Genomic DNA, 14,865 nt, shown 5'->3' with positions numbered 1-14,865 from the left:
GAGGCGAGTCCGGTCGGTTGCGGGCGGGACTACTCGTCGAAGACGCCGCCCGCGAGCAGCGCGAACGGGCCGATGAAGCCGAGACAGAACCCGAGCAGATGGACGTACAGGTTCACGACGCTGCCCCCGCCGGAGGGGTCGGCCGGGAACCCGACGACGGGGTAGCCGACCGCGACCACCGCGCCGACGACGAGCAGGTCCCCGTGCCCGGGACGCGACGCGACGGCCCTCGCCGCCTGTCGGAGCGACCGCGGGAGCCGGAGGTCGCTGCTGGCCGCGTACAGCACCGCGAGGAGCGCGCCCGCGACGCCGATCGCCAGCCCAGCGATCCCGTACCCCTCGGTCGAGACGGGGAGCGCGAGGAGGGCGATCCAGCCGACGAGCGCGAAGAAGACGGCCGGCAGCGCAGCGACCGACGCGCTCGGTGCGAACCGGTCGCGAGCGTAACAGTACCACAGGACGGGGAGCAGTCCCGAGAGCGCCATGTTGACGCCGGAGAAGCCGAAGCCGACGGCGTCGCGCGGGACGGCGAGGTTCAGCGCGGACAGCGCGAACGGGAGGGCACCGAGATAGGTGACGAACGCCGTGAAGAAGAGTCGACGGCGGCCGCTCAGGACTGCGGGCGCGTAGCCGGCCCCCGCCAACAGCGCGTAGCCGGCGAGGTTCCCGAGGAGGTGGTCGCTCCCGAGGTGGACGTAGTGGGCCGTGAACGCCGACAGGAAGGTCGGATCCGCGTACGCGAACGCCAGCGAGCGCCGGGTCGCCTCCGGTAGCGAGAAGACGGCGACGAGGACGACCGGCGGGAGACAGAGCGCGATGAGGTCGGCGACGCGAGCGCGGGCCGCCAGCTCGTCGGCGAAGGCCGCGTACCCGGACCGGGCGTCCGCGTTCCGATTCCGGTGGGAGCCGTCGCTCCCGCCGCGTCCGGCGGCCGGGCGGTCCGTCTCCGACGAGAGGTCGGTCACGGGACTCGGTTGGCCGACATCGGGTTAATCGCTGTCGGCCGACGATCCAGTCGTGATAACCGCTCCGCGACCCGGTGGGCGGCCGGACCGTTCCGAGCGGGACCGGCCGTCACGGCCTCGGCATCCGCCGTGCGAGCGCGACGCCGGCGAGCGTCACGAGGAGGAAGATCAGGAGTCCGGCCACGTTCGAGAGGTCGATTCCGCTCGGCTCCTCGGTCGGGCCGCCTCCGTCCTGCGAGCCGTCGCTTGGTGGGTCAGAGGCGTCGCCGTCGCCGACGGACGCGCTCCCCTCACCCGCCCCGTCGCCGGCCGGATCCCCGACCACGAGCGTCCCCGCGGCCGTCCCGTCCACCGCGAGGTCGTACGTGCCGGCTTCCTCGAACGCGGTCTCGAACGCGACGACCGTCGTCTCGTCCGGGGCGAGGTCGACCCGCTCCGTCGCGACCGGGTCGCCGTCGGCGGTGAGCGTCACCGGCCGCTCGCCGTCCGCGCCGCCCTCGTTCGCGACCGTCGCGCGCACCGTGACGGGGTCGCCGGGGTCGACGGCGTCGCGGTCGAGCGCGACGCTCGTCGGCCGGAACACCGGTCGCTCCGTCGCCACGGCGAACACCGAGAACTCGCCGGTCGTCGCGGTGAGGTGGACCCGGTCCTCGGGGAGGTCGCGAATGTCCCGGACCGCGGGGTCGACTTGCTCGGTCGCCAGCCGCTCCCAGCCGTCGGACTCGGCCTCCGAGCGGCGGTACAGCGAGAGGTCCGCCGGGTCCGCGCCCGTCTCGTTCAGGTACTCGCGGTCGACGCTGAACCCGAAGCGAACCCGGGACACTTCCTCGGTCGAAAAGGAGTGGTTCAGTTCGAAGTACGCCTCGGGTCGCGCCCCGCGGGAGTCGGTCAGCGGGCCGGCGCTCGCGAACGGCTCCGGCGAGCCGGCGGTCTCGAAGGCGACGTCGCCTCCGGTCGCGCTCTCGACCCGCACGCGGTCGAGCGTCGCGTACGCCGAGAGCCGCATCCGCGCCGCGTCGAACGTCGTCCCCCCGCCCGCGGGGAGGTCGCGTCCGGTGAACTGCCGGCGGTCGTCAGCGAGTTCCCGGACCGTGGTGCTCGCGCCGCCCCCGTCGTCATCGTCGGTCGCCGTCGTCCCGACGCGCTCCGGTTCGGCGATCTCCGCCCGGATGTCGAAGTCGTCGCCGCCGAGGGTGGTCCCGGCCGCCGCGCCGCGCGCGTCGACGCGGAGCCCGACCGCGACCGTCTCGTTCGGCCCGAGCGTGACGTTGTTCGACCGGCCCTCGATCGAGGTCCCGTCCGCGACGAACGTGACGTTCTCTTCCCCGTGGTCGATCCAGACGCGAGCGTACTCGTCGGCCGTGTAGGTGATCTCGAAGACGCCGTCCGCCGCGGCGAGCGCGTCGGGGTTGACGCCCTCGAAGTCGGGATCGCGGATGTTCGGGTTCGACGCCGAGACGTCGACGACGATCTCGTCGTCGTCGTTCAGGTAGGCGTAGTTCCCGTTGGGGCCGTCCGCCGGCTGGACCGCGAGGTCGCCGTCTGCGACGGTGTCGGCGTCACCGACGACTGCCGCGCCTGTGGCGAGGGCAAGCGCAGTCGCTGCGGCCGCGACCAGCAGGATCGTGAGAGTGGTCCGGCGGACGGTCGGCATTGGTGCTAGATGTTCTCGTTGTATTCAAAGGGACTTCGTTATGCGGTGCTTGACTCACAGAATGGAGCAGTCACTTACCAGAGTATATTTAATTTAGAATAGAACTTAAATTCATTAATTCTATATATAAATTAATACTAAATATTAATTTAAATTATCTATAGTTATCTTCCCTCATCTGTGTCAGAGTTACCGGGAGGGTCCGCACGAATTTTTATGGAACTTTTGATCCGATCGTCAGTTACGGAAGCATCAGGAGCAGTTTCAATTAGGAGACCACAACTGATGGATCCTCCGGTAGATAATTCTACAGCATCGGCCTCACTATCTACTGGATCGCCTGACACAGTTAGAGAAATCCGGTCAAACTGATCGGGAATTGAACTTGGGGTCTCGCTAAACAGTTCGACTGGGTCATCTCCCAAGTTCTCGACACGCACAAGTGGATCAAAGATGTGCACAGAATTTGGTGCGACTCCGGTCCCATCTGCTTGGCTGTTGAGACCGGGAATGAAGAATCGTAGCTGGCCGGTTGAATCCTCTGCTCGGACACTTCCAGTCGAATCTTTCGCCTCAAGCCGAAGGTATGCTTGGTCGTCGTCAACGACTGCGACCTCAACGCTACGTTCCGCTTGGACGCTGCTGAAGGCTCCCGATCCGATGGTGGTCGCCAGCCCTCCTGCGAGCGGAATAGCCGACTTGAGGAGCCTTCGGCGATTCATCTTTTATTGTTAGTTATCGTCTGGATCTCGGCCTGTTGCGTTCGGATCAGCAGCAGCAACGACTATCTCATCGTTACCACCGGTACCCAGCGAATTTCCGTCAACAATAAAGCTGAAATCAACGCTAATGGAGTCTCCGGGACTCAGGATCCGTGGATTATCTTCTGGAACAGATGTTCCATTACTGTCAAAGTCAGCGTCAACCCGGCCGCCACTGTCAATTTCCATGTTACCGTTCCCGCCATTGAACGACAGTCCCGGACCGTTTCCGTTTGAATCCTCAGCGTACACGAACATACTCAGATTCTCGTAATCAGCCAGGAGCGGATTCCCAGCTCCATCAGCGTACACATCTGATTGCTCAACGCCCACACCCACGTACGCAGGGTCATCGCCTTGGTTCGTGATCTCGAACACATCCAAGAAGGCGGTCCGAGAGTTAGGATTCAGTCCCAGTGCACCCTCTCCGGAGTTATCAAACTCCAGTTCAAGTTGACCGTCGGTTATTGAGGCGCGTTCATCTGTTGCATTTAGAGCGAGGAACGAGCTCTCATCACTCGCGACATTGACGCTGACAGTTCTGGTGGCAGAGACGGATGAAAACGCCCCGGTACCAACCGCTGCCGCGCTACCTGAAGCCAATGCGCCCAGTCCGGCGAGGAACTTGCGTCGGTTTGCCATAGTTGTGTAACCTCGTTGTGTCCGCACACGACCCGCGGCCGCCGACGCGGGACATCCCGCGTCACCCGGGGTCGCTCTACTACACCCATGGGGCCTATCCCATATTGTAATGAATTTCCAGAAACACTTCCGGGGGTCGCTGAACGAGCGGGGGGAACGTTCTGCCCCGGCCTGAAACCGGGTCGATCCGCGTTCAGGTGGTGCCTGAAGCGCGATAATCACCCGTGGAAGGTGATTTTTCCGACGAGTGAAATACGAAAATACGTTCTGATATTCTGATACGAGACCCGTCGATCGGTCGGTGTCATAAACCTCAGAATCGTCGAATCGAGTTTATCTGTCTCTCTTCCTGCGTTTTCGGCAGTCTTGATCGGGTAGTTCCGAACCGTTCGCGCGATCCGAAAGTATCCGAACGCTATCACTACCGGAGCGTTTATGTTGATTGGATCATATGTGTCTGACAAGAAATGGCGTCGGTACAACAGGTTGGGCGGGGAGGGGCCGAACCGGCGACAGACATCTCGGAGGACGAATTATACAAGGTGTTAGCGAACCAGCGCCGACGGTTCGCGGTCCATCTGCTGAAGGGCGAATCGGGGGGGAAGCGTCGAGATCGGGGAGATGGCGGAGCAGATCGCGGCCTGGGAGAACGACGTCGACGTCGCGGAGATAACCGGGAGCGACCGCAAGCGCGTGTACACCGCGCTCCAGCAGTCCCACCTGCCGAAGATGGACGACGCGGGCGTCGTCAAGTTCAACAAGGACCGCGGCGTCGTCGAGCCGACGCCCGCGCTGGAGGACGTGGACGTGTACATGGACGTGGTCGAGGGCAGCGAGATCCCGTGGAGCCAGTACTACCTCGGGCTCTCGGGGGTCGCGACCGCGCTCACGGCCGCGGTGTGGCTCGGCGCGTGGCCGTTCGCGCTGCTCCCCGAGATGGCGTGGACGGTCGCCATCGTCGTCGCGTTCGCGTTCTCGGCGGTCACCCACCACTACTACACCGCCGAGATGCGGGTCGGCGGCGACGGCGACCCGCCGGAGTTGAACTAGCGTGCGGTCGCTGACGAGCGACCCGGACGCGACGGAGAGCGAAGCGCAGAACGCCACGCTATGACCGGATCACGCCGCGACCAAGTCGTTCAGGGAGTGCCAGAACCGGTTCCGGCACCGGATAATTATACCGACGGCATGCGTACTGCTGGCACGGAACCGACCACAGCCGTGAGCGAGTCCGACACATGAAACGACGACAGCTCATCCTCCTGCTCGGCGGCGGCAGCGCGGCGGCCGCGAGCGCGGGGACCGGCGCGTTCTCCAGCGTGAGCGCCGACCGCGAGGTGAGCGTGAACGTCGTCGAAGACGAGAAGGCGTATCTCGGAATCGAGGGGCACCCAGACGACGAGGGGGGCCTCCAGATCAAAAACCAGTTTGCTGGAGCGCTCTCTCTGGGTCTGACCGCGACGGTGGTAGGGCCGGACGGCGAGTACGAGGCCGAGGTCGAGACTGAAAGGGACGACGGTGAAATCGAGATCGAAGTTGAAATCGAATCCGATGACGGTGGCGGCTCTGGCTTCGAACGCGTCGATATCGGCCTCGGTCAGAGAGCCGTCGTGAACGTCGATTTCGAAGGAAGCGAGTCGGTTGATCTCGAACTCTCGTTCTCCGGAACGGTTGCTGACGGGGGAGCGACCGTCGATAAGACGCGGAAGTACACGGTCAGCGAGGGAGACGACGAAGATGGAGAGGGGGCGGTCGGAGGGAGTTCGGAGGTGGCGTCAGACGTTACCATGGTCAAGTTCTTCGGCAGCGGCGACAAGGTACGAATCCTCACGACCGAGAACAGTGGTGGGGGTGGCGGAACGACCGGTGTCGTCGACGCGAAACTGTACTGTGAGGTCAACGACAGCGTGACCTCAAACGACGAGTTCGAATCGGTACACGTGAACACGGATCTGTATCCGGATGCGTTCGACGAGAGTCTGACTGGCGACATTGTCGGTGTCGAGATAGCGGAGTTCGACGGAGTCTTCGTAGCGCCGGAAAACGGTGGAGGTAGGGTTGAGCCGAGCGAGACGGAAACGGAGCCGTTCTGGAACTGACTGTCTCGCGACGCCGTTCAGATGCTCTTTTGTATCCCCCGACCGCAACTCCGGACATGGACGACCACTCTCACGAGCCGGACCCGGACAAGCGCGTGACCTCGCCGATGCAGGCGTTCGGGAGCCGAGAGGTCGGCATCGGCGCGGCCGTCACGCTCGTCGGACTGCTGCTCGCGTACGCCGTCCCGTTCCTCGCGACCTTCTGAACGCCGCCGCTCGCCGTGTTTTCGAGAACTCTGACCGCCGCCAGCCGCGGCTCTGTTACCGCGGGTACCACGCGAGCGGGTGGTCGGCGGTGAGTTCGACCGTGACGGGCTCGTTGAGCCCGAACTCCTCGACGTGGTTGTGGAGGCAGTGGACCGTGTCACCGGACTCCAACTCGACCCGGTAGACGAACGAGGGACCGACGTACTGCCGCGAAACGATGACTCCGTCCGCCAGCTCGGGGCTCGCGGGCGTCGCGCGGAGGTCGTCGGGCCGCACTAACACGTCGACGGGCGCGCCGTCGTAGACGGTGTCGTACCCCTCCAGCGTCACGGCGTCGAACCGGCCGATCCCGGTCTCGACCTGCTCGTCGCGGAGCTCCCCTTCGAGGAACGACGCCCGGCCGAGGAAGGAGGCGACGAACTTCGACTCGGGGCGTTCGAAGACGGTCTCGGGACTGCCGACCTGCTCGATGGTTCCGTCGTTCATGACGGCGACGCGGTCAGAGATGGACATCGCCTCCTCCTGATCGTGAGTGACGGAGATCGCGGTGACGCCGGCCTCCTTCAGGATGCGGCGGACCTCCTCGCGCATCTCCACCCGGAGGCGGACGTCGAGGTTCGAGAACGGCTCGTCTAAGAGGAGCACTTCCGGTTCGGGCGCGAGCGACCGCGCGAGGGCGACGCGCTGCTTCTGCCCGCCGGAGAGCTGGTCGGGGGTCTTCTCGCCGTGGTCAGTCATCTCGACCAGTTCGAGCAGTTCGTCGACGCGCGCCTCGCTCTCGGCGGCGTCGGCGTCGGTCAGCCCGAACGCGATGTTCTCGCGGACGGAGAGGTGCGGGAACAGCGCGAAGTTCTGGAAGACGATACCCACGTCGCGTCGCTCCGGCGGGACGAACGACCGGTCGCCGGCGACCACGTCGCCGTCGAGCGAGATCCGGCCCTCGGTCGGCTCTTCGAGGCCCGCGATGGTGCGGAGCGTCGTCGTCTTGCCGCAGCCGGAGGGGCCGAGAAACGTCAGAAGCTCGCCGGGCTGGACGTCGAGCGAGACGTCGTCGACGGCGGTCTCCGGGCCGAACGACTTCGTGACGCCGGACAGCGACAACACCGGGTCCGCGACGGCGTCGTCCGCGTCGTCGGACGCGGCGGTCGCCCGGCGATCGGGCGCGGCGTCCTCCGACTCGACCGAGCGCGTCGTCCCGACTGGTTCAGTGGATGCCATCGATGAGGGGCGGGCACCGGGCGACCGGCGTCCCGCGGTTGCCGCCACATACTTTAGGAGTACCTAAAAGCGTATCGCTCGCTCTCGGGCCGTCGAAATCGGGAGATTCGAGTCCGCACCATCTCCGGAATCGGGGCGGTTCGACCGCGCCGCGACCGCTCAGGCCAGTTCCCGGTCGATCACGTCGCGGCGGTCGCGGACCGCGTCGGCCGAGAGCGCGACCGACTCCTCGCCCACCGCGAGCGAGAGCGCGCCGTCGGTCGTCACGGACCCGATCCGGAAGACGGGGAGGTCGCCCGCGACGGCCGCGACCGCCTCGGGATCGGTCGTCTGGACCAGGAGCCGCCCCGGGGTCTCGTCGAAGGCCGCGACGCGGTCCGGCAGCGTCGCGTCGACGCCCGCCTCGTCGGTCACCAGTTCGGCGAGCGCGACCGCGAGTCCGCCCTCGCTCACGTCGTGGGCCGCGAGCGTCGACTCGTGGCGGGCGGCGGCCGCGAGCGACGCGACGAGGCCGCCGAGGTCGTCGGCCGCACCGGAGTCGTCGGGCAGCGTCGGGAACCGGTCGCTCCCGCCGGCGTGCGCGAGGTACTCGGAGCCGCCGAGGGCGTCGCCCCCGGCCCCGACGAGCAGCAGTTCGGAGTCGGCCGCGCGGTCGGCGTCGAGGGCGGCCGGCGGGGCCGAGTACCCCCGCGTCGTGCCCAGCACCGCGAGCGTCGGCGTCGGCGGGATCGGCCCCTCGACGCTGTCGTTGTACAGCGAGACGTTGCCGCCGACGACGGGCGTGTCGAGCGCCGCGCAGGCGTCCGCCAGTCCGTCGACGATACCCTCGAACGCCCCGTACACGTCCGGCTTCTCGGGGTTGCCGCCGTTGAGGCAGTCGACCGCCGCCAGCGGGAGCGCGCCGGTCGCGGCGAGGTTCGTCGCGTTCTCCAAGGCGACCGCGCGAGCGCCGTCGTACGGCGCGACCGCGGTCCACTTCGGATTCGCGCCGGACGACAGCGCGAGCCCGACGCCGTCGGCGTCGCCGGAGCCGTCGACCGCTCCGCTCCCGTCCTCCGTCTCCCGCATCGCGAGCAGCGCGGCGTCGTCGCCGGGCTTCACCGCGGTGCGCGTGCCGACCTCGTGGTCGTACTGGCGGTACACCCAGCGCTTGCTCGCGGTCGAGGGGGCCGCGAGGACGGCCGCGACCGCCTCGTCGAGCGGCGGCTCGTCGTCGGGGAGGTCGCGTTCAGACTCGCTCGGCGGCTCGCTCGCGAGGTCGTTCATCGGCGCGCCGTCGGCGAGGAACTCGGCGGGCGCGTCGACGACGGTCTCTGACTCGCCGTCGTCGCCCGCGAACTCGCAGACGTAGTTGCCGTCCGTCACCTCGCCGATGACCGAGCAGCCGAGGTCGAACCGCTCGGCGAGGTCGCGGACGCGCTCGACGTCGTCGGGTGCGACCTCGTAACACATCCGCTCCTGGCTCTCGGCGAGCAGGATCTCGGTCGCGTTCATGTTCGGCTCGCGCTGGTGGACGGCGTCCAGATCGATCCGCGCGCCGAGCCCGCCCTTCGCGACGAGCTCGGAGGACGCGCCGCCGAGGCCGGCCGCGCCGAGGTCTCGGGCCGACAGGACCAGGTCCTCGTCGACGAGCGCCTCGTTGCACTCGATCAGCCGCTTCTCCGCGTAGGGGTCGCCGACCTGAACCGCGGGCCGGTCCTCGGTCTCGGCGTCCTCGGCGAGGTCCTCGCTGGCGAAGGACGCGCCGCCGAGCCCGTCGCGCCCGGTGCCGTTGCCGACCAAGACGAGCTTGTTCCCCGGCTCCTCGGCGGTCGCGGTGACCAGTCGGTCCGCGTCCGTGACGCCGACGCAGGCGACGTTGACGAGCGGGTTCCCCTCGTAGCCGCCGTGGAAGGCGACGCTGCCGCCGACGGTGGGGACGCCGATGCAGTTGCCGTAGTGGGAGATTCCCTCGACGACGCCCTCGAAGAGGTACCGCGAGCGCTCGCGGTCGAAGTCGCCGAAGTACAGCGAGTCGAGGAGTCCGATCGGGTACGCGCCCATGCTCATCGTGTCGCGGACGATACCGCCGACGCCCGTCGCGGCCCCGTCGAACGGGTCGACGAAGGAGGGGTGGTTGTGGCTCTCGACGCCGAAGGTGACGTAGGTGTCGCCGTAGTCGTCGGCGTCGCGCTCGGCCGCGGGGGCGTCCGCGGCGTCGGGCTCGGGGAGCGCGAGGACCGCCGCGTCGTCGCCGGGACCGACGACGACCTGCTCGCCCTCGCTGTCGAACGCCGACAGGAGCGGCCGGGAGGAGCGGTACGCGCAGTGCTCGCTCCAGAGGTTCTCGAACAGCGCGGCCTCGGCCGGCGTCGGCTCCCGACCGAGCTCCGCGACGACGAGCTCGTGGTCCGGGTCGGACAGACTCATTCACTTACGTGGTCACCGAGCCGGTTCTAATGCTTTTCTATACGCACGTTCGTGGTGATCAAACCGGCCGCGACGACATGGAGATACGATTCTGTGAACTCTGTGCGGTGGCGCGTGCCGACGAGCGCCCGCAGGGTGCGAGTCGAACGCGCGAGGGAGTCGGCGGTCCGAAGCGAAGCAGAGGACCGCCGACGAGGCTGGGGAGGCGAGAGGTGCTATGCGGGTGGGACTCGAAGGGGCAGCCGGGAGCCGGGCGGAGGCGACGTAAGCACCACAACGAGGGAGCGCAGCGAGCGAGTGAGGAGCGCAGCGAGCGAGTGAGGAGCGCAGCGAGCGTGCGCCCGGCTCCCGGCTGGGGCTTCGGCGGTCTCGGTCACACCGTCGAGGTGCTAGAATCGAACGGCCGGATTTCCGACCGTATTACCTCGAAAAACACCGACGACCGATCACAGGAGAACGACTGACGCGCCGTAGACCACGACCGTCCCGACCACGCCGATTCCGACCGCCTTGGCGTTGAGTTTGACCGCCTTCTTGCGGTCGGCGGCGAGCGCCGCCTCGTCGACGACCTCGCTCGTGCCCTCGCCCACGTCGAAGACGCCGATGCCGGCGAAGCCGATACAGAAGCGCTCGCGGTACTGTAGCCAGCCCATCGCGGCCCCGTACAGGGGGAACACCGAGAGGGCGAGCGACCACTGCGGCCACGCGAGCGCGACGACCGCCGCGACGAAGACCGCGGCGAGCGCGAGCGACCCGACGCCGAGGAGGAGCCGCCGCCGCTGTTGGGTCGGTCCGATGTTACAGACGCCCGGTTGATACTCCATACCGTCCGGAGGGGCGGGAGAAGCAAAGCCCCAACGGATCGCGCCGGCTCCGGCGGCGGTTGGTCGCGATCGGGGGGGCCGCGCCCGACCGAGGCGCGGCGGGGTAGAAACGGTGAAATGCCCGGCAGCCGAGGTGGGCGTGTGAAACGGATCCAACTCGGGAACACCGTCTTCGAGGGCGAGAACGACGTCTACCTGCTCGACGGCGAAACGACGGCGCTCGTCGACACCGGCGTCGCGCTCCCCGAGGTACGCGAGGAGTTGGTCGACGGCCTCGACGAGTACGGACTCGCCTTCGCCGACGTGGACGCGGTCGTGCTCACCCACTGGCACCCGGACCACGCGGGGCTGGCGGGCGAGGTTCAGGCCGAAAGCGGCGCGGACGTGTACGTCCACGAGGCCGACGCCGCCCTCGTCGACGGCAGCGAGACGCCGCTCTTCACCGACCGCGACCTCCAGCGCGAGACGTTCGAGCGGTGGGGGATGCCCGACGCCGACCGGGAGCGCCTGACGGCGTTCTTCGGCGCGGTCAGCGCGGACCTGTCGGGTCGCCCCGCCGACGTGACGACGTTCGGCGACGGCGAGACGATTCGGGCGGGCGGCGTCGAGCTCGAAGCCCTCCACCTGCCCGGCCACACCGCCGGCCTCTCCGGGTTCGCGTTCGACCCGCGGACGGTGCCGGACCACGACCCGGTCGCGGGCGCGGACGCGACCGCGGAGGCGTTCACGGGCGACGCGCTGCTCCCGAAGTACACCCCCAACGTCGGCGGCGCGGACGTGCGCGTCGAGGGCGCGCTCGCGGCCTACGCCGAGAGCCTCGCGCGGATCGTCGAGCGCGACTTCGACGCCGCCCACCCGGGCCACCGCTGGCGGATCGACGACCCGAGCCGACGCGCCGCGACGATCCTCGACCACCACCGCCACCGGACGCGCCGGGTGGTCGGCGTCTTGGACGAGTCGGGACCGGCGACCGCGTGGGAGGTCTCGGCCGAACTGTTCGGGTCGCTTGAGGGGATCCACGTCCTCCACGGGCCCGGCGAGGCGTTCTCGCACCTCGATCACCTCGCGGCGGCCGGCGTCGTCGAGCGCGACGGGCCCGCCTACCGCCTCGTCGACCCCGACCCGGACGTGGCGGCGCTGTTCCCGACCACGCCGCTGGACGACCTCGTCGACGGCGGCGAGGACGCGTAGTCGCGGTCCCGCGTCGGTTTCCGGCGCGCTCCGGGTCGGCGAAAGGTATTCGTGCCGGCCGTCGTATTCGGGGACGTGAAGCGGGACGCCCTCGCCGCGGTCGTCGTCGCCCTCCTCGCCGTCGTCGCCCTCGGCGTCGCGGCCGCGACGCTGGACTCCGCGGTCGACACCGGCAGCGGCGGGTTCGGCGGGGGCGGCGGGGAGTCCCCGAGCGTCGGTGAGACCGACGGGGACCCGGGCGTGCTCACCTCGCCCGGGGAGTCGGGCGGGCTGTCGACCTCCGGCGTCTGCCTGCCGTCGCTCAGGGAGCCCCCGGCCCTCGCCGCGCTGCTCCTCGGGATGGCGCTGCTCGCCGCGATCACCTATCGGGACACCGCGTCGCCGTTCGCGAGCGTCGCCGTCTCCGGCGTTATCGGTGCCCCGATCGGCGTCCTCTTCTGGGTGCTGTCGGCGTGCGGGGCGGGCGGACAGCGCGTCTCGGTGTCGCTCGGCCTCGGCGGCAACGAGACGGGGCTGTTCCCCGAGGGCGCTCCCGGGGGCGGCGGGTTCGGCGGCGGCGAGGGCGCGGCGTCGACGCCGGAGGCCCTGTTCGCGCTGGTCGTCGTGGCCGCGATCGTCGCGAGCGTCGCCGTCCTCCTCCTCGCCGGGGGCGACGACGAGGCCGACGGGGAGCGCGCGGACCCCGAGCAGCCGGACGAGGAGCCGCCGGACCTCGACGCGGTCGGGCGGGCGGCCGGCGAGGCCGCCGACCGGATCGAGTCGTCGGACGCGGACAACGAGGTGTACCGCGCGTGGCGGGACATGACAGACGCGCTCGACGTCGACCGGCCCGCCTCCTCGACCCCGGCCGAGTTCGCGACCGCCGCGGTCGACGCCGGCGTCGACGAGGAGCCGGTGACCGCGCTCACCGAGGTGTTCGAGCGCGTGCGGTACGGCGGCGAGGACCCGACGGACGACCGCGAGCGCCGCGCCGTCGAGGCGCTGCGCCGGATCGAGGAGCGACACGGGGGCGACTCGTAGTGCGCTTCCTCGTCGTCGCGGGCGTGGCCTCCGTCGCCGTCGGCCTCCTCGCGGCGGTCGACCGCGGCGTGGCGGCGGCCATCTCCCCCACCGCGACCGTCGTCACGCTGATCGGCGTCCTCGGCGTGGTCCAGGGGATCCGATACGCGAACGCGCGCCGGGACCGGCGGCGGCTGTCGACGGAGCCGGGGGAGCCGGAGCGCCGCGCGCCGGCCGCGGTCCCCGGCGCGGACCTCGACGAGCGGATCGCGCGGGTCGCCAGCCCGGCACCGGGCGGGTACCGGGACCGCCGCGACCTCCGCGACCGGGTCCGGGGCGTGGCGGTCGAGGCCGTCGCCCGCGACCGCGACTGCTCGCGGGAGGCGGCCGAGGCGGCCGTCGACGACGGGACGTGGACGGACGACCCCGTCGCAGCCGCGTTCCTCGACGCGCGGAGCCGATACCCGCTCCGCGTCCGCCTCTCGGCCACGGTCCGGGGGCGCTCGCGCTACTGGTACGGGCTGCGGGCGGCGATCGACGCGATCGACCGGATCGAGTCCGGAGGTGCGGCGTGAGCGACTCGCGGGCGGCGGTCGCATCCGGATCGGCCGTGTCGAGTGATCCGAGTGACTCGACCGTCCCGAGCGACGACGGGGGCGATGCGGCAGCGATCGACGGGGGAGACGACGCGGGCGCGGGCGACGAGGAAGGGCGCTCGGACGCGACCCCGGTCGACCCGGAACACCGACGGGCGGTCGAGACGGACCGGTGGCTCGGGATCGCCGGGGCGTCGCTGGCGCTCGTCGGGCTCGGCGTGCTCGTCCGACAGTCGTCGCTGGTGCTCGCGGGCGCGGTCGGCGTCGGGTACGCCGTGTACGCCCGGGCCGGCGACGCGCCGCCCCCGGCGCTCGCGGTGACGCGGTCGGTGAGCGACGAGACCCCAGCCCCCGGCGACGAGGTCCGCGTGACCGTTCGCGCCGAGAACGTCGGGGACGCCGCGCTGCCGGACCTCCGGCTCGTCGACGGCGTCCCGCCGGGGCTGGCGGTCGTCGACGGGCCGGCGCGGGTCGCGACCGCGCTGCGGCCGGGGACGGCGGTCGCGTTCGAGTACACCGTGCGGGCGGCGCGCGGCGACCACGAGTGGGAGCCGCTGACCGCGATCACGCGCGACGCGGCGGGCGCTCGGGAACGAACGACGGCGCTCGACGCCCCGACGACCATCGCCTGCACCCCGGAGCTGTCCGCCGGGGGCGACCTCCCCTTACGGGGGCTGACGACCGTCCACCACGGTCGGGTCCCGACCGACGTGGGCGGTTCCGGGGTCGAGTTCCACGCGACGCGGGAGTACCGCCGGGGCGACCCGCTCAAGCGGGTCGACTGGAACCGCCGGGCGCGGACGGGAGAGCTGTCGACCGTCGAACTGCGCGAGGAGCGGTCCGCCACCGTCGTGCTGCTCGTCGACGCCCGCGAGCCGGCGTACGCCGCGCGCGACCCCGACGCCGAGACGGCGGTGGAGGCGAGCGTCGCGGCCGCCGGACAGGCGTTCTCGGCGCTCCTCGACGGCGGCGACCGCGTGGGGATCGCGGCGCTGTCGCCGCTGGACTGCTGGCTCCCGCCGGGCAGCGGGACCGTCCACGCGGCCCGGGGACGGGAGACGCTCGCCACCGACCCGGCGCTGGCACCGACCCCGAGCGGCGAGGCGTTCTACCGGTCGCTGTGGCTCCGGCGGTTCCGGCGGCGGCTCCCGGCCGACGCGCAGGTGCTGTTCTTCACACCACTGGCGGACGACACCGCGGCGTCGCTCGCGCGCCGGATCGACGCGCACGGCCACCTCGTGACGGTGCTCTCGCCCGACCCCACGGCGACCGGGACTGCCGGCGAGCGGCTGACCGCGTT

Annotated in this window: 12 protein-coding genes and 1 pseudogene; 7 read left to right on the top strand and 6 right to left on the bottom strand. The window is 69.7% G+C overall.

Annotated features, from left to right (window positions below; translation table 11 throughout):
* Positions 1–29 precede the first annotated feature (29 nt).
* From C472_RS10790 to C472_RS17370, 3 genes are all read right to left on the bottom strand, one after another.
* Positions 30–965 (bottom strand): hypothetical protein, encoded by a 936-nt coding sequence (locus C472_RS10790; RefSeq protein WP_006629871.1) that lies wholly within the window; start codon positions 963–965, stop codon positions 30–32.
* A gap of 109 nt (positions 966–1,074) precedes the next feature.
* On the bottom strand, positions 1,075–2,619 hold the full coding sequence (locus C472_RS10785) for a CARDB domain-containing protein (RefSeq protein ID WP_006629870.1): 1,545 nt from the start codon (positions 2,617–2,619) through the stop codon (positions 1,075–1,077).
* 731 nt (positions 2,620–3,350) lie between these two features.
* Positions 3,351–4,022, bottom strand: coding sequence for a hypothetical protein (locus C472_RS17370; protein WP_006629869.1), 672 nt, complete (start codon positions 4,020–4,022; stop codon positions 3,351–3,353).
* Between the two features lie 467 nt (positions 4,023–4,489).
* Between C472_RS17370 and C472_RS10780 the strand changes: the two are divergent.
* The 3 genes and pseudogenes from C472_RS10780 to C472_RS17560 all read left to right on the top strand — a co-directional run bounded on the left by C472_RS10780 (position 4,490) and on the right by C472_RS17560 (position 6,327).
* Positions 4,490–5,072, top strand: a pseudogene (locus C472_RS10780) (DUF7344 domain-containing protein).
* Between the two features lie 188 nt (positions 5,073–5,260).
* Positions 5,261–6,121, top strand: a complete 861-nt coding sequence (locus tag C472_RS10775) for a hypothetical protein (protein WP_006629867.1) — start codon at positions 5,261–5,263, stop codon at positions 6,119–6,121.
* A 56-nt stretch (positions 6,122–6,177) separates the two neighbouring features.
* A complete protein-coding gene (locus tag C472_RS17560; RefSeq protein WP_006629866.1) occupies positions 6,178–6,327 on the top strand; it encodes a DUF7550 family protein in 150 nt (49 codons plus the stop codon).
* Between the two features lie 55 nt (positions 6,328–6,382).
* Here C472_RS17560 and C472_RS10770 read toward each other — a convergent pair whose 3' ends face one another.
* The 3 genes from C472_RS10770 to C472_RS10760 all read right to left on the bottom strand — a co-directional run bounded on the left by C472_RS10770 (position 6,383) and on the right by C472_RS10760 (position 10,779).
* Positions 6,383–7,546: an ABC transporter ATP-binding protein gene (locus C472_RS10770; protein WP_006629865.1), complete on the bottom strand. Its 1,164-nt coding sequence runs from the start codon at positions 7,544–7,546 to the stop codon at positions 6,383–6,385.
* 159 nt (positions 7,547–7,705) lie between these two features.
* Positions 7,706–9,955: a phosphoribosylformylglycinamidine synthase subunit PurL gene (gene purL, locus C472_RS10765; protein WP_006629864.1), complete on the bottom strand. Its 2,250-nt coding sequence runs from the start codon at positions 9,953–9,955 to the stop codon at positions 7,706–7,708.
* A 446-nt stretch (positions 9,956–10,401) separates the two neighbouring features.
* Complete coding sequence (locus C472_RS10760; protein ID WP_006629863.1) at positions 10,402–10,779, bottom strand: hypothetical protein; 378 nt, start codon at positions 10,777–10,779, stop codon at positions 10,402–10,404.
* A 141-nt stretch (positions 10,780–10,920) separates the two neighbouring features.
* Here C472_RS10760 and C472_RS10755 point away from each other — a divergent pair, with 141 nt between their 5' ends.
* From C472_RS10755 to C472_RS10740, 4 genes are all read left to right on the top strand, one after another.
* The gene (locus tag C472_RS10755) at positions 10,921–11,970 is read left to right on the top strand and encodes an MBL fold metallo-hydrolase (RefSeq protein WP_006629862.1); all 1,050 of its coding nucleotides are present in this window, start codon (positions 10,921–10,923) and stop codon (positions 11,968–11,970) included.
* A gap of 75 nt (positions 11,971–12,045) precedes the next feature.
* Positions 12,046–12,990 (top strand): DUF4129 domain-containing protein, encoded by a 945-nt coding sequence (locus C472_RS10750; protein ID WP_193788347.1) that lies wholly within the window; start codon positions 12,046–12,048, stop codon positions 12,988–12,990.
* Positions 12,990–13,544: a DUF7269 family protein gene (locus tag C472_RS10745; RefSeq protein ID WP_006629860.1), complete on the top strand. Its 555-nt coding sequence runs from the start codon at positions 12,990–12,992 to the stop codon at positions 13,542–13,544. The genes C472_RS10750 and C472_RS10745 overlap by 1 nt, the downstream gene beginning before the upstream one ends.
* On the top strand, positions 13,541–14,865 hold a 1,325-nt coding region (locus tag C472_RS10740), incomplete at its 3' end, for a DUF58 domain-containing protein (protein ID WP_006629859.1). The genes C472_RS10745 and C472_RS10740, both read left to right, overlap by 4 nt.

The sequence above is a fragment of the Halorubrum tebenquichense DSM 14210 genome (genome assembly GCF_000337415.1).
GTDB classification, from domain to species: Archaea; Halobacteriota; Halobacteria; order Halobacteriales; family Haloferacaceae; genus Halorubrum; species Halorubrum tebenquichense.
The sequence above is the reverse complement of the archived record's forward strand: the minus strand, read 5'-3'. Positions and strand labels throughout refer to the sequence as shown.